The sequence below is a fragment of the Mycobacterium sp. NGS48 genome (assembly GCF_059812585.1).
The window spans coordinates 20,864-36,164 of record NZ_JCALCY010000023.1; the positions used below are offsets into that span (position 1 = coordinate 20,864).

General features: G+C 64.9%; 13 protein-coding genes and 3 pseudogenes. 10 read left to right on the forward strand and 6 right to left on the reverse strand.

Annotated elements, in window-relative coordinates; genetic code table 11:
* Positions 1-96 precede the first annotated feature (96 nt).
* The 3 genes from AC5Y42_RS22375 to AC5Y42_RS22385 form a co-directional block, all read right to left on the reverse strand.
* Positions 97-1,101 carry a ketopantoate reductase family protein gene (locus AC5Y42_RS22375; RefSeq protein WP_499900756.1) on the reverse strand — a complete coding sequence of 335 codons (1,005 nt, stop codon included), beginning with the start codon at positions 1,099-1,101 and terminating at the stop codon, positions 97-99.
* Positions 1,101-2,078, reverse strand: coding sequence for a dihydrodipicolinate synthase family protein (locus AC5Y42_RS22380; protein ID WP_499900757.1), 978 nt, complete (start codon positions 2,076-2,078; stop codon positions 1,101-1,103). The genes AC5Y42_RS22375 and AC5Y42_RS22380 overlap by 1 nt, the downstream gene beginning before the upstream one ends.
* Positions 2,079-2,737: 659 nt before the next feature.
* Positions 2,738-3,487 (reverse strand): IclR family transcriptional regulator, encoded by a 750-nt coding sequence (locus AC5Y42_RS22385; protein WP_499900758.1) that lies wholly within the window; start codon positions 3,485-3,487, stop codon positions 2,738-2,740.
* 72 nt (positions 3,488-3,559) lie between these two features.
* Between AC5Y42_RS22385 and pcaH the strand changes: the two genes are divergently transcribed.
* From pcaH to AC5Y42_RS22425, 8 genes and pseudogenes are all read left to right on the forward strand, one after another.
* Positions 3,560-4,357 (forward strand): protocatechuate 3,4-dioxygenase subunit beta, encoded by a 798-nt coding sequence (gene pcaH, locus AC5Y42_RS22390; RefSeq protein WP_499900759.1) that lies wholly within the window; start codon positions 3,560-3,562, stop codon positions 4,355-4,357.
* Positions 4,357-4,926: a protocatechuate 3,4-dioxygenase subunit alpha gene (pcaG, locus tag AC5Y42_RS22395; RefSeq protein WP_499900760.1), complete on the forward strand. Its 570-nt coding sequence runs from the start codon at positions 4,357-4,359 to the stop codon at positions 4,924-4,926. Before pcaH ends, pcaG begins: the two co-directional genes overlap by 1 nt.
* Positions 4,923-6,128, forward strand: coding sequence for a lyase family protein (locus AC5Y42_RS22400; RefSeq protein ID WP_499900761.1), 1,206 nt, complete (start codon positions 4,923-4,925; stop codon positions 6,126-6,128). Before pcaG ends, AC5Y42_RS22400 begins: the two co-directional genes overlap by 4 nt.
* Positions 6,125-7,306 carry a bifunctional 3-oxoadipate enol-lactonase/4-carboxymuconolactone decarboxylase PcaDC gene (gene pcaDC, locus AC5Y42_RS22405; protein ID WP_499900762.1) on the forward strand — a complete coding sequence of 394 codons (1,182 nt, stop codon included), beginning with the start codon at positions 6,125-6,127 and terminating at the stop codon, positions 7,304-7,306. The genes AC5Y42_RS22400 and pcaDC overlap by 4 nt, the downstream gene beginning before the upstream one ends.
* Positions 7,303-8,001, forward strand: coding sequence for a 3-oxoacid CoA-transferase subunit A (locus AC5Y42_RS22410; RefSeq protein ID WP_499900763.1), 699 nt, complete (start codon positions 7,303-7,305; stop codon positions 7,999-8,001). Before pcaDC ends, AC5Y42_RS22410 begins: the two co-directional genes overlap by 4 nt.
* An 80-nt stretch (positions 8,002-8,081) precedes the next feature.
* Complete coding sequence (locus tag AC5Y42_RS22415) at positions 8,082-8,720, forward strand: CoA-transferase (RefSeq protein ID WP_499900769.1); 639 nt, start codon at positions 8,082-8,084, stop codon at positions 8,718-8,720.
* A gap of 242 nt (positions 8,721-8,962) precedes the next feature.
* Positions 8,963-9,466 (forward strand): cupin domain-containing protein, encoded by a 504-nt coding sequence (locus tag AC5Y42_RS22420; protein ID WP_499900764.1) that lies wholly within the window; start codon positions 8,963-8,965, stop codon positions 9,464-9,466.
* 392 nt (positions 9,467-9,858) lie between these two features.
* Positions 9,859-9,969: pseudogene (locus AC5Y42_RS22425) on the forward strand (cupin domain-containing protein); the annotation flags it as partial.
* Here the strand turns inward: AC5Y42_RS22425 and AC5Y42_RS22430 are convergent.
* Positions 9,959-10,150, reverse strand: a pseudogene (locus AC5Y42_RS22430) (hypothetical protein); the annotation flags it as partial. The pseudogenes AC5Y42_RS22425 and AC5Y42_RS22430 sit on opposite strands and share 11 nt — an antisense overlap.
* A 213-nt stretch (positions 10,151-10,363) precedes the next feature.
* On the opposite strand from AC5Y42_RS22430, the pseudogene AC5Y42_RS22435 reads away from it, so the two are divergent.
* Positions 10,364-11,198 (forward strand): annotated as a pseudogene (locus tag AC5Y42_RS22435) (DEAD/DEAH box helicase); the annotation flags it as partial.
* 106 nt (positions 11,199-11,304) lie between these two features.
* On the opposite strand, the gene AC5Y42_RS22440 reads toward AC5Y42_RS22435, so the two are convergent.
* On the reverse strand, positions 11,305-11,775 hold the full coding sequence (locus AC5Y42_RS22440; RefSeq protein WP_499900765.1) for a hypothetical protein: 471 nt from the start codon (positions 11,773-11,775) through the stop codon (positions 11,305-11,307).
* Positions 11,776-11,809: 34 nt separating this feature from the next.
* Positions 11,810-12,613, reverse strand: coding sequence for an IclR family transcriptional regulator (locus tag AC5Y42_RS22445; protein ID WP_499900770.1), 804 nt, complete (start codon positions 12,611-12,613; stop codon positions 11,810-11,812).
* 507 nt (positions 12,614-13,120) lie between these two features.
* On the opposite strand from AC5Y42_RS22445, the gene AC5Y42_RS22450 reads away from it, so the two are divergent.
* On the forward strand, positions 13,121-15,301 hold a 2,181-nt coding region (locus tag AC5Y42_RS22450), incomplete at its 3' end, for an excinuclease ABC subunit UvrA (protein WP_499900766.1).

A 15,301-nucleotide genomic window follows, 5' to 3' on the forward strand; every position in this document is an offset into this window, starting at 1 on the left:
TCGCCCCACTGTACAGCAACTTCATGCCGCAGACCTCCTCGAGGCGCGCACCGAGATCCCGCCGCGACGACTGTCAACTACGAATCGCGTCAGCAGTTAGGCCAGGAATCGATCGACGGTCTTGATGATCTGGTAGGCGACTCGCAGAGTCGGCACATCGATGGCCAGTTCTTCAGCGGCGGCGAGGTAAGGCGTCAGCATGAAGTCGACCTCGGTCTTACGTCGTTGCAGAACATCCTCGTACATCGAGGGGTGGCCCGAGTTTCCCTGTTTGCGCATTACTCTGCCCTGCTCGATGACGAAGTTGATTGCCTCGGCCGTCGGGAGGGCGTCGAGTTCCTTCAGCCGCGACAGAGGCGCAAAGAAGTTCATCGGCTCGTAACCCTTCGCCCGGTAGACCGCGAGAAGGTCTTTTGCCAGCGCGACGAAGTACATCGCTCCCTCGGGCACCTCCATGCCCTCGAAGAGCGAGGCGCCGGGGATTGCGCCCAGCGCCGTGACCGACCACGCGGCCGCCAGCGCGATTTGGGCGAGCTTTTCCCACTCGACCTGCTCGATGTTGCCCACCGCCAATGCAGGAAGGCCAGCAGTGGTGAAGGCAGCCGTCAAGTCGTCGACGCGCGCACTGGATGATCCGTCAAGTTCGCCGAAGTAAGCGGTCACCTCCGCTGTGAGGTGGTTCCTCACGAGGCCCGGTTCAAGCAGGGTGCCGCCCTCGATGGTGGAGGCTCCGATCACCCGGTCGGGCCCAAGCCACTCGGCGAGCGTCGCGTCTTTCTCGACGGTGTTCTGCACCGACAACGCGCTGCCCACGACATCACGCAACTCGGCGGCGTCCGCCAGGGCTTGCGAGGTATCTTTGCCTTTCACCGCCAAGACCAGGTAATCGAAATGCCCAGTGGCCTTGGCCGTCTGGTCGACCGCCCTCAAGTTATCAGTGATCACCAGGCCGCCGCGACGGCCCGTGATCCGCAGGCCGTCGTGCGTGATGGCCTCGGTGTGCGCCGGCCTGCCGACAAGGGTGACGTCAACGCCAATGTTCGCCAAATAGCCCCCCAGGACCGAACCGAGCCCGCCGGCGCCCAGGATCAGGACGCGCATCAAATGGCCCCTGCGGCCGTCAGTTGCTGCTGCAGAGCATCCCGCTCCGGACCCGACAGCAGGGCTTTGACGGGCGGCCGCACCGGGCCCGCACGCAGCCCCAACAGTTCGAACCAGGCCTTCAGATAGGGCATGGCCGCGACGTAGGAACCCGTTGCCGCGATGCGGCCGATGAGCACGTCGTCGTACACCTGGCGGATCGCGTCCAGCTTCGCCGACACAGGCAGTGCCCCCGCGAGGTCACCATCAAACGCAAGCTCGGTGTAGTGGTGAAGTTCCGGGCGCAGTTTTCCGTAAAGGATCAGGGAGAGCTCCCCGTAAAGGACCCGACCCCCGAAGAGTGCAGCGTCATGCGCCCAATAACGCTCATTCGGCTCGCTGATCACAAGACGGTCCCCGACGCGGCGGCGTAAGGCGATGCTGTCGGTCCAGCTCAGCGTGCCATTCTTGATCCCGACGACGTTGGAGTGCTCAGCGATCTGAGCGACGGCGTCGTGGCTGTACACGAAACTAGATACCGGCGTGCGGTAGAGAACAAGCGCCAGCCCAGTGGCGGGCGCCACGAAGTCGAAGTACGCGACGACGTCATCGTCGGTCTTGAGCTGCACCGATGGATTCATGATCTCGGCACCGGTGAAGCCGAGCGACGCCACGAAGCGCATTTTTTCGATCGCCTGGTAGGCCGACGGGTCCAGAATGATCGTAAACAGCGGCAGGCGGCCGGCAGTGGCATCGGCGACTACCTCATGGTAGCGCCGCCATTCGGCCAGTGTCATGTTCCATCCCTCGGCGAAGAACCCGCCGACAACGAGGCCGGCGCAGCCCATCTCCACAAACGCGTCGATATTCTGCCGCAGACCTTCGTCGTCCAGCTCGAACTCGTCGGTGAGGGGCGTAACGGGACACATATAGAAGCCTCGGAGATTCTCGGCGGCCCATACCCGAGCATCGGATCCAAGCGGTGTCGTGATGGTCATCTTGTGTGCAATTCCTTAGGTGATCGTTCGGCAGTTGAGGGTTCGAGGTGGGCGGAATTGCCGTCCTCCGCTGAAATTCGAAACTGCGGAGTGCGCTGTCTCTCTGCCAATCTTTGCCGGGCAAGATCATCCGCGTCTATCCAGTAAGCGCTCCGGGGACTCCGATTCGCGCCCAACGTGTCGCACTTCGATCTAGTCAGAGACATCTCCGATCGGTCTAGGTGTTCACATCACGACGACTTTGTGAACACCCCTGTTGACGCATGCGCGACCACGACCAACCGCACGCCTCAACCCGCAGCTAGCGGGCCCCAAAAGCCGGACGGACATTCTCAGTAAACGGCACGCATCGCGAGGCGACCGCTTGTGGATCAGCCGCTCGCACAAGCCAACTGACCACCATCCTTGCAACGACCCCTAAAATCTCGCTGCCAAATGGGTCACAGCATCGTCGGAAAAATAGCTCAGAAGCGGTCCCAATCAGCTGGCAGCCGCGGTCGTCCTCGCTTGCATCCATGAGATCAGGCGCCGTCGACACCGCGTTCAGTTGTTCAACGAAGCGGCGGGGCGGCCTCGACGGTCGGGGCCGCCGCGTCAACTTGCCCATTCGACAGATGCTGCCCCACATCACAGGGATGGCTGCGACCGCGCCCGACGGATCACAGCAGCCGCCCGATGCCGCGGGCGGCGACCTGCAGGGCGCCGAGCAGTCGCTGACGATCGCGCTTCAGCGTTGGTACCACCACGGCGATCGCGGCGACTATGGCGTCGTCGGACTGGCGGATGACCGGCACCGCCAGCGAACATGCACCCAGCGACATCTCCTCGATCGTGGTGGCCACTCCTTCACGACGGATGCGCTGCATCTGCGTGGACAGCACGGTCGGCGCCACGATGGTGTACGGCGTGATGCGTGTTAGGTCGGCGAACACTCGGTCTTGAACGGCCCGCGGCGCATGGGCCAGTAGCACTTTGCCGACGCCGGTGCAGTGCATCGGCAGCCTGCTGCCGACGGTGCTGACGATCGGGACGGACGCCCGGCCCATCATCCTTTCCAGGTACAGCACTTCTTCGCCATCGCGCACAGCTAGGTGCACCGTGGCCAGGGTAGCTGCGTACACGTCGTGCAGGAACGGTTCAGCCACCTGGCGCAATCGCCCTTCCACCGGCGCCAGCAATCCCGCGTTCCAGATCAGCCGGCCCACCACGTACCGCCCGTCGCCGCGGCGCTGCAGTGCCGAGCCGGCGACCAACTCGGCCGCAAGGCGGTGCGCGGTGGCGACCGGCAGTCCGGCCCGCCGGGCCAACTCGGACAGGGTCAGGCTGCAATGCCGCTCGTCGAAGGCGCCGAGCATGTCCAGCAAACGCGACGCGACCGTGGTTCCCGGCGTCGAAGTGTTACCTGCCAACTGTGGGCGCCCTTTCCGCTCAGTGGAATTGTATCGTTCGTCAGCCCCGAAATAGTCGGTACCGTGAACGCCGTGACAGCAATGATCGACAGCAATCCCGACGGCACCATGGCGAGCCAGCAGGCGATCAGCGCGGAGATCGGTGCGATCGAATCCGCGTACCAGCGTGCTGGGATCGAGGAGACGCAGCCGCGCCTAAGGTTTCCGCCGTACCGGAGCAGCCTGCACCGGCATCCGACCAAAGATCTGTACCACGCGGACCCGGAAGGGGTCGAGCTGTGGACGCCGTGCTTCTCCGAACGCGACGTGCACCCACTGGAGGCCGACCTCACCATCCAGCACTCGGGAGAACCCATCGGCGAACGAATGGTGGTGACCGGCCGGGTCGTCGATGGCGAAGGACGGCCCGTGCGGCGCCAGCTCGTCGAGATCTGGCAGGCCAACGCCGGCGGACGTTACATCGACAAGCGGGATCAGCACCCGGCACCTATCGACCCAAACTTCACCGGCGTCGGCCGCTGTTTGACCGACGACGCCGGCGTCTACCGGTTCACCACCATCAAGCCGGGGCCGTATCCGTGGAAGAACCACCGCAACGCATGGCGGCCCGCGCACATCCACTTCTCGCTGTTCGGAACGGAATTCACGCAGCGGATGGTCACCCAGATGTACTTCCCGGGCGACCCGCTGTTCGGCCTCGATCCGATCTACCAGGCGATCCCGGATCAGAAGGCACGCGATCGCCTGGTTGCCAGCTACGACCACGACCTGAGCACCCACGAGTGGGCCACCGGCTACCGATGGGACATCGTGTTGACCGGAGCGTCGCGCATTCCGACCGAAAACCCCGACCACGGAAGCCAATACTGATGAGCACGTTGCTGACCGCTACCCCCGGCCAGACCGTCGGGCCCTTCTTCGGTTACGCACTTCCGTTCGACAGGTGCAACGAGTTGGTTCCGCCGGGCACGCCGAACGCCGTTCAGTTGCACGGCGTCGTCGCCGACGCCGACGGCCGAGGAGTGCCCGATGCGCTGCTGGAGATCTGGCAGGCGGACGCCGACGGCAGGATCCCGAAGGCCGCCGGATCCCTGCACCGGGACGGCTGGACGTTCACCGGATGGGGCCGTGCCAGTACCGATGACGCGGGGCGGTACACCTTCACCACCATCGTCCCCGGTGTCGTCGAAGCCGTTGCGGCGCCGTTCATTCTGATCACCGTGTTCGCCAGGGGGCTACTGAACCGGTTGTTCACCCGCGCCTACGTTCCCGGCGAGCAACTGGTGAACGATCCGTTGCTGAGCACGCTTGCGCCCGAGCGTCGTGACACGCTCATCGCCACCCGCGACCAAACGGGTCTACGCTTCGACATTCAATTGCAGGACGCGAAGGACAAGCCCGAGACGGTATTCCTGCGTTACCCGGGCCACCAGCGATGACCGACCTGTTCTGGCCGGGGGACGATCTCGCGGGCGACCTGATGAGCGACGGCGCGTTCCTGTCGGCCATGGTCGCGGTGGAACGCGCGTGGCTGGACGGACTCGTCGCCGCGGGCATCGCGCCCCGGGAGGCGCGGGCGGACCTGACCGACCTGCTCGCCGACGGTGACGCCGAGACGATCGCCCGGGGCGCCGACGCCGACGGCAACCCCGTCTCCGCCCTGGTGACGCTGTTGCGGGAACGTTCGGCAGAACCGACAGCACGGTGGCTGCATCGCGGGCTGACGAGTCAGGACGTCGTCGACACCGCACTGATGCTCTGCACCCGCGACGTCCTGATCCGGATCGGCGACGAGTTTGCCACCCAGGTACGGGCGCTGTCCGGGCTGGCCGAAATACACCGCGACACATCGGCACTCGCCCGCACGCTGACCCAGGCTGCACTGCCGAGCACACTCGGCGCCAAGTTCGCCCGCTGGCTGACCGGTGTGCTGGATGCCGCCGAGCCGATCGCCGGGCTGACGGCGTCGTTGCCGGTGCAGGTTGGTGGCGCAGCGGGAACGCTCGCGGCTGCGACCGAATTGACCGGAACCGTCGACGGTGCCATCGCCCTCAGTGACGGCCTGGCCGCCACGCTGCGGCTGGCGCCCACCCCACCTTGGCAGACAACCCGGTGGGAGGTGACCCGGATCGGCGACGCGCTGGTGACTTGTTGCGACGCATGGGGTCACATCGCCGCGGACGTCGCGACTGGCAGCAGGCCCGAGATCGGCGAGCTGGCCGAGGGGCACGGTGGCGGCTCTTCGACCATGCCGCACAAGAACAACCCGGTCCGCTCGGTGCTGATTCGCCGCGCCGCGCTCACCGCCGGACCCCTTGGCGGCATCCTGCATACCGCCGCAGGCGCGACCGTCGACGAACGCTCCGACGGCGCCTGGCACGCGGAATGGGCCACCTTGCGGACACTGGCCCGCCACACAGTCGCCGCCGCCGCGCACACATCCGGCCTCGTGTCGGGCCTACGGGTCGACTCGGCGCGCGCCTCGGCCAACCTGGCCGCCGCTGGGGGCCTGCTTTCCGAACAACGCGCGATGACCGAGTTGACCGGTCGTGCAGCGCTTCCCGGCTACACCGGCGCCACGGATCGGCTGATCGACTCGACCCTCGGCCGGGCCCGCCGCTTCGTCAAGGACACGACGTGAGCATTCCGCGTCTCACCGCCATCCACCTCGGCGGGCCCGCGGACGGGCCCCTGCTCCTGCTCGGCCCGTCGCTGGGTACGTCAGCGGTGTCTCTGTGGAACGGCGTGGCCCAACGGCTCAATGCACGCCTCCGCGTAGTCGGATGGGACCTGCCCGGTCACGGTCGCGGCGGCCCCGCCCAACCGTTCACCATCGCCGACCTCGCGGCCGCCGTGCTGGTGATCGCCGACGATCTGGGTGCCGAGACATTTCACTACGCCGGTGATTCGGTGGGTGGTTGTGTCGGTCTGCGGCTGCTGCTGGATGCGCCGCAACGGGTCGGTTCTGCGACCCTGCTGTGCACCGGCGCCGTCATCGGCACCGCGGATGACTGGCGCGCGCGCGCCGTCATCGTTCGCGACGGAGGCGTCGACACGATGCTGACCGGCGCAGCCCAGCGCTGGTTCGCGCCGGGGTTTGTCGACCGGCAGCCGGGGACCGCGTCGGCGTTGTTGGACGCCCTGAGTCACACCGATGCGGAGTCCTATGCGCAGGTCTGCGAAGCGCTGGCGGCGTTCGACGTCACCGACCGGCTATCCGAGATCGTCACTCCCGTCCTAGCCGTTGCGGGCAGCGTCGACGGCCCCACACCTCCGGAATCGTTGCGGCGCATCGCCTCCAACGTAAAGGACGGGGACCTCGTGGTGCTTGACGGCGTCGGGCACCTGGCCCCCGCCGAAGCTCCGGACCGGGTGGCCGGCCTCATCGCAGAGCATGTCGGTGTACCGCTGCCGCCGAGCAAGACCCTCGAGGACGTGCACCGCGCGGGAATGGCAGTACGGCGCGAGGTGCTCGGCGAGGCGCACGTCGACAGGGCGGTCGCCGGTACCACTGACCTGACCGCTGACTTCCAGCACATGATCACCCAGTACGCCTGGGGCACCATCTGGACCCGCCCAGGTCTTGACCTTCGCAGCCGCTCGATGATCACGCTGACCGCGCTGGTCGCGCGGGGTCACCTCGAGGAATTGGCGATGCACCTGCGGGCGGCCCGCCGTAACGGTCTGAGCAACGACGAGATCAAAGAGCTACTGATGCAAACCGCCATCTACTGTGGGGTCCCCGACGCCAACTCCGCCTTCCGCATCGCCGCCGAGGTCCTGCCCGAGTTCGACGAGCACCACGGGGCGCCATCATGAGCTGCACCGCAATCTGCGTCACCGCCCAGGAGGCGGTTGACGGAATCAACGACGGCGCAACGATTCTCGTCGGTGGATTCGGCATGGCGGGCATGCCCACCACGCTCATCAATGCGTTGATCGAACAGGGTTCCGCCGAGCTCACCATCGTCAGCAACAACGCAGGCAACGGCGACACCGGCCTGGCCGCGCTGCTGGCAGCGGGTCGGGTCGCCAAGGTCATCTGCTCCTTTCCCCGACAAGCCGACTCGTACGTGTTCGACGCGCTCTACCGGGCGGGCAAGGTCGACCTCGAGGTGGTCCCGCAGGGCAATCTGGCCGAGCGGATCAGGGCGGCGGGCGCGGGCATCGGCGCGTTCTTCTGCCCGACGGGGGTCGGTACGCCACTGGCCGAGGGTAAGGAGATCCGCACCATCGACGGTCGCGACTACGTGCTGGAGTACCCGATCCGCGGAGATGTCGCGCTCATCGGGGCGCATGTCGCCGATCGGGCCGGAAACCTGTTGTACCGCAAGACCGCACGCAACTTCGGACCGGTGATGGCGACCGCGGCATCGCTGACCGTCGTCGAGGCTGCCCGCGTCGTCAACACCGGGCAGATCGACCCCGAGACGGTCGTCACGCCCAGTATCTACGTCGACCGCGTCCTCGACCTGTCCGCGATTCCCCAAACGACCACGGAGGCGGCCTCGTGACCGGAGCACTCGACGGATCGACCCGTGCCGGTGTCGAGCACCTCGATCGCGGACCGTTGGACCGCCGCGAGATCGCAGCGATGGTCGCCGGCGACATCCCCGCAGGCTCGTACGTCAACCTCGGCATCGGGCAGCCCACCATGGTCGCTGACTTCCTGGACCCCGCCGCGGGTGTGGTTTTGCACACCGAGAACGGGATGCTCGGTATGGGTGGGGAGGCGATCGGCGACGCAATCGATCCCGATCTGACAAACGCCGGTAAGATCCCGGTCACCGAAACCCCAGGGGCGTCCTACTTCCACCACGCCGACTCCTTCGCCATGATGCGGGGAGGGCATCTCGACGTTTGCGTGCTCGGAGCGTTTCAAGTCAGTCAGCGCGGGGATCTCGCCAACTGGCACACCGGAGCGCCTGACGCCATACCCGCCGTCGGCGGCGCGATGGATCTCGCCATCGGCGCGAAGAGCGTGTTCGTCATGATGACGCTGTTCGCGAAGGACGGGACCGCCAAACTGGTTCCTTCGTGCAGTTATCCACTGACCGGACTTCGGTGCGTTAGCCGGGTGTACACCGAGCATGCCGTGTTTGACATTGACAACACCGGTGGCGGCCAGCTGCGCGTCCTGCAGACGTTCGGCCTCAGCATTGCCGCGCTCGAGAAGCGCATGCGCATAGCACTCTCCTGTGATGGGCGTGTCGGTGATCTTCGCCGATGCTGACCTTGGCGTGCACTGTCGGCATCGCTGGCGGCCTCGGTGATCACCGCCGGACAGATGTTTTATGGCATGCCGGCGAATCCTCGCGTACGTCGCCAGATTCCATGGGCGATGGAACACCGCATGACCGGTACCCAGGTTGGACCGCTGATTTCCCACGTGCGAGGTCAGGATGATCGTGGTGGGAAATCCCCGCAAAGCCGCTCTGCTGACTCAGCGAAGGAATTTTCGGAGGAGCCTGATCGATGACCCTATCTCGTGACGAGTTAGACGAATTCTCCAAGAGTATGGCGCGAGCAGGAGGCCGCGACAGCCAGCACGTGGGTGAGGAGCACCTCGTCGTTAGCTCCGCCGAGGCGCACTGGATCCAGACCGGAAGCCCATCTCAAATTGGGTTGCTCCTACGAATACCCGCCCGCTCCATTGAGTTTTTTCTTCAGAAGATCCCCGCGGGCGAGGCCAGTGACCTTCATCGACACGTACATGAGTCGGTTCACTTCGTGCAACATGGCTCGGGTTGGTCGGAGATCGGCGATCAACGCGTGCGGTGGAGCGCGGGCAACTTCGTGTATACGCCGCCGTGGATCTGGCATCGCCACTATGCCGACGACGCGCGTGACGTGGAGATGATCGTCATCGAGAACTCCCGCCTACTGGCTGCGGTGGACGCCAGCCAGAGGGAGAGCATGGGCAACACTAGCTTCGCCGACGCCTTCGGCGTCGCCGACACTTGCACCCCTGAGCGCTAACCGGTTACGCACCGTGCCGAGCCATGTCGTCTATAAAGCACGCGATTTCACAGGTCCCTACGTGGCTCTACGCGGAGAAGCTCTTGCCAGCGGTGGTACCCGACGACGTGATTAGAAGGTTAGCCAGCGTGCGTTCCGTGAGCGAGCTGAGCCGGGACTCCGCCCGGTGTTGTATGCGAGCCGCGCCAACAACGACTGCATGGGGCACTTCGGCGTTGACCAGTGTGGTGGCGCATTTTTTGCGGTGGGTGAGGTGGTTGACCCCGGCGACGGTGGTGGCGCGGTCCAGTTCTGCTCGGATCGCTTCTGGGACAGGCGATGTTCCTTCGGTGGACAGGAACTGGGTGGTCGGCGGCGATCGTGTTCGCGCTGGCGGATCACCGCATGGACAACCGGGCGCGCCACGCGAGCAGTACTTCGAGGGCATGACGCAGCTACACACCGTGACCGACGAAGAGCGTCGGGAATGGTTCATCAAGAACGACAATTTCATCATCGACTAGCACTCGGCGCCAAGCGCTTTGCCAGATAGGGTGCCGTGCGGCTGCGCTTCGCGCGTGCCACCTTCTGCGGCGGGCCTGCCGCGACGACTCGTCCGCCGTCATTACCCGCGCCCGGTCCCAGGTCGATCACCCAGTCCGCACCCGCGACCATCCGCATGTCGTGTTCGGCGACCAGGTGAGTAGCCACCCTGCCGCCCGGCAAGCATAGTGTTTGCTGCTCGGACACGGCCCAGGTCGCTCAATCATTCCCATATTCCGCTGCGCGCGGACGGCCAACCGGTACCGGTTCGCCTTCGGCCCACCGAAACGTTGACCGGACGACTTGTTCTCCAGTGGAGATGCGAACCCGTAATCCCTTGCGCTAGGCTCCTGTCCGATCAGTGAGGAGCTTTGGGTGCGGGCTAACGCAGCGCCCGACACCCAGGATTTGCGGGGCTGGCAGCGTCGGCATTGGTACGGTATCTCGGCGCCAAGCCACGCGATTTCCTTGCAGTCGCCACCCCGGGCGCAGGTAAGACGGCGTTTGCCCTGCGCGTCGCAGGAGAGCTGTTGGCCGACGCCACCCTCGAACGGCTCACCGTCGTCGTGCCGGCCGAACACCTGAAAACGCCATGGGCGCTGGCCGCCGCGAGGGTCGGCATCGCGCTCCATCCGAAGTTCAGCAACTCTACTGCGCAGACGTCGTCGGAGTATCACGTCGTCGTCACTTGCGCAAAGGTGGCCAGCTGCCCCACCCAACACCGGGTGCGCACCGAGAACTACCGAACGCTTGTCGGGTTCGACGAGATCCACCACGGCGGCGACGCGAAGAGTTGGGGCGACGCCATCCGCGAGGCCTTCAACGACGCGACCCGCCGACTCTCGTTGACGGGTACACCGTTGGCAGCGACGACAGCCCGATCCCGTTCGTCACCTATGAGCCCGACGGCGAAGGTCTGATGCGCTCGCAGGCCGACCACACCTACGGTTATGCCCGAGGCGCTGGCCAACGGCGTTGTGCGGCCGGTGGTTTCCTGGCTTACTCGGGTGAGGCGCGATGGCGCGACAGCGCTGGCGAAGAGCATGCGGCGCGCTTGGTGAGCCACTCAACGCCGAGCAGACCGCGCGGGCCTGGGGGCACGGCGCTGAACCCGGCCGGGGAATGGATGCCCGCGGTCATCGCGGCCGCTGACATCCGGCTACAGCAGAAGCGCCAGCACGTCCCCGACGCCGCCGGCATGATCATCGCGAACGCGGACCCGCGGCGCGTGTCCCCTTCCATCGGTGTTCGCCTCCGAAGAGCACGCGTGCACTGACGTTGACGCTTGCCCATGAGATGGTCGAAGTGCGCAATTGTTACTCGTCGAAACCTTCATCTGGAATAGCAAACGCCACCCTTGCATTGTCGTTGAGATTTGCAAATCCATCGATAATCACACGTGCCACGCGCAATTTACTGTCGGTGATTCGGATCAGCCACGTGTGAAAGGCCGCGCCGTTGAATTCTTCGCTGACCGGCGATGGCGCTCTCCAGCGACGGAAGAAGAACTCAATTCGTGTCGTCAGCTCGACGACATCCTCCTTGGCGGGGACGTAGGAAAGTACTTGGCGTAGTTCGAGGCGTTCATCAAAGATCCCGTTCCGTTGGTCCAGATACATCTGCAGACCGTCAAGGCCTTTCCATTGGTGGCCGCCACGAAAACCGATTTGAAAGTCGTCCGTCAGGACGGTAGCGAACATTTGTTCGGCTGGCGTATGACACTGTTCCAAGCGTAGATACTCATCGATTGTCGCTACGAAGGCAGGGAGGTCCGGTGCGGAAGGCATCTCAATCTCGTCTTTCTCGTCTGTCCAGATGTAATCAGGCCAGCTTCGTAGCGAGCTCGCGGGCGGCTTCTGTCAACGTGCCGCCGACTTTGCGGATGTGGGACGGCCGTAATCGATAGCTCGGCGCTGATGCATTGAGTGCCAGCCTCATCTCGGGACCTCTTGTGGGAATGGGCACAGCGACGGATGCGACACCTTCTTCGCTTTCCTCCCGACTGGTCGAGAACCCGTTCTTTCTGACTTCTGCCAACTGAGTGCACAGTTCAGTGAGGGTGGACACGGAATGCTGGGTGAGTTGCTCCAAATTTGGGTCGGGGTACAGATTGTGAAGCTCTTCGTCAGATAAGCCGGCGAGCATGGCTTTACCTGTGGATGTGCAGTGTGCAGGCATTGTCTTACCCAGGCGCGATACCACCCGTACGGCGGAAGGGCTCTCGAGTGCCGCGATGAAGCGGACCATTCTGCCGTCCAGCGTTCCTATGTGCACCGTCTCTTGCAGCGTGTCGCTGAGCTGGCGCAGAATCGGAGCGGCGGTGCGCGGTATATCCATCCTGGCGTAAACAGCGAACGCCACCCCGGTCAAGGCCGATCCGGGCTGGTAAGCCTTGCTGCTCGGATCTTGCCGGACAAACCCGCGATACTGAAGCATCGATAACAGGCGATGCGCAGTTGATGATGCCACCTGCAGATACTCGCTTGCGTCGGTGAGGCGGACCTCGGATTGCTCTCCCAGGAGCAGGATTAGGCGGAGCGCGTTGTCGACAGACTCAATCGGATATTGTGGCGGTTTAGCGGCGCCTACTTGGTCCATTTGTCGCTGCCGTGCGGGTCTCTGCATGGCAGAAAGGATACCGCTCCTGAGGAACGAGTAAAGCTGGAAGTCACCGTCTTCCTCATCGAAGGGGGCCGAGGTGTCGTCGATAATGATTGGCCGCTGCACCTCTGGGGATAGTTGGGCGTCCTGACAATCTCAGGTATCACTCGTCACAAGGGGCGCAGGTGTTCGATCGCGACGCAGTGCTGCTCGCTCAGCCGCTGGGCTATCAACGAGCGGTGGCAGGCCTCAGGGTTGCGCTCGACACAGAGCAGCGGAGCGCCCCCCGCTCGACAGCGCCGATACGATCGGGGTGAGGTCGGCGGATCTCAGTGGTGTAGCGGCGGGCGTACTCGGCAGCGAGTTCGCGTCGCGAGCGCTTGCCGACCCCCCGTAGGTGCGCTGCCAGCGTCCGACCGTGCAATTAACCACGGAAAGGCCGACACGGGAACGATTGAGGCGTCGGACCCGGTGGTCGAGCAGCAGCCATCGTGCTTGCGGGGCGGCAGCACGGGTATTCCTTCGAGCACGATGACAGAGTCCTCCAGAGGCACGGACGACATCGACCCTTGTGTGCGCGTTTACGGGACGCGGGTCCACAATCTACGGGGTGTCGATGTCGTAGCGCCGCGTGACGCGCTGGTCGCGTTCACCGGGATCTCCGGGTCCGGCAAATCGTCGTTGGCCTTCGGGACGATCTATGCCGAGGCCCAGCGCCGCTATTTTGAATCGGTCGCTCCGTACGCCCGTCGCCTGCTATTGCCAACCGGCGCGCCAAAGGTAGATGACATCACCGGACTACCGCCTGCCGTCGCATTGCAGCAGCGTCGGGGTTCGGCGACGTCGCGGTCGACGGTCGGCACCGTCACCACCCTGTCGAATTTGCTGAGGATGCTGTCCTCCCGCGCCGGAACCTACCCGCGCGGGGCCACGGAACGTCTGGACTCCGATGCGTTCTCCCCGAACACCGCGGTTGGGGCGTGCCCAGAATGTCACGGGCTGGGACGGATCCACCGGGTGACCGAAGAGACACTGGTGCCAGACCCGTCGCTAACCATCCGCGAAGGCGCCGTCGCCGCATGGCCGGGCGCCTGGCAGGGGCAGAACCTGCGCGACATCCTGATCACGCTGGGCTACGACATCGACAAGCCATGGCGAAAACTTCCTAAGCGCCAACGCAATTGGATTCTGTTCACCGACGAGCAACCAACAGTCGAAATCGATCCGGGCCAACACCCCGTGCAGGCCGACTATTACTACAACGGCACATTCTCCAGCGCCGAACGCCACGTCCGCCACACGCTGGCCAACTCCCATAGCGCGATGATGCGTCGCCGCGTGCTGCAATTCGTCGACAGCGTCGAGTGCCCATTATGCGACGGTTCCGGGCTGCGTGCGGAAGCGCTGAAGGTGACATTCGCCGGGCGCACCATCGCCGACTACGCGGCGATGCCGTTGGCCGACCTTGCTGACACGTTGCGCCCGACGGCTTCGCGGACCGATGCCGCCGCCGCTTATGAGTCCACGAAGTCCGGTGAGCTGACGGAAGTGGCGACTATGATCGCCGCCGACCTCGTCGCACGCCTGCAGATACTCATCGATCTCGGCCTGGGCTATCTCACGCTGAGTCGCCGGACTCCGACGGTGTCACCCGGCGAACTGCAGCGGTTGCGGCTGGCCACTCAACTGCGCGCCGGCTTGTTCGGCGTGCTCTATGTGCTCGACGAGCCGTCAGCTGGACTGCACCCCGCCGACGCCGAACCGCTACTCGACGTGCTCGATCGCCTTCGGCGCGCGGGCAATTCGTTATTCGTGGTCGAGCACGACATGGACGTGGTACGCCGTGCCGACTGGATCGTCGACGTTGGACCCGGGGCGGGGGAGCTTGGCGGGGACGTGCTCTACAGCGGCCCGGTGCCGGGTCTCGCCGACGTCGAGGGGTCGGTCACTCGTAGGTACCTTTTCGAGGGGGCCAGGCTGCCGTCTCGTCAACCCCGCACGCAGTCCGGGCGGCTGGGGTTGCGCGGGATTTGCTTCCACAATTTGAGAGACCTCGATGTGGACCTGCCCCTGGGTGTGTACACCGCCGTCACCGGAGTGTCCGGTTCAGGCAAGTCGACCCTCGTCGTCAAGGTCCTCGGCGATGTCGTGAACAGCCATCTCGGCGCGGGACGCGCTGCCGAGCCGGCCGACTCCGACGACGGAACCGACACCGGGATCGTCGATCTCGATCGCGACGCGAGCGTCGGTGTGACGGCTGCGGGAGTGGAGGAGATCAACCGGCTGGTATCTGTCGACCAGCGCCCGATCGGACGCACACCGCGCTCGACGCTGGCGACCTACACCGGCTTGTTCGACGCCGTGCGCCGCGAATTCGCTGCGACCTCCAAGGCGCGTCGCCGCGGTTGGACAGCGGGCCGGTTTTCGTTCAACGTGGCCGAAGGTCGCTGCCCCACCTGTCAGGGGGAGGGGTTCGTGTCGGTCGAATTGTTGTTCCTGCCGGGCACATACGCCACATGCCCGACGTGTCAAGGAGCGCGGTACTCCGAGGAGACACTCGAGGTGCGCTATCGCGACCGCACGATCGCCGACGTGCTCGCGATGACCGTCGATGAGGCCTCGGAGTTTCTTACCGATATCGCCAACGCAGCGCGGAGCCTGACCACACTGCGAGAGGTCGGACTGGGATACCTCCGTCTCGGACAGCCCGCG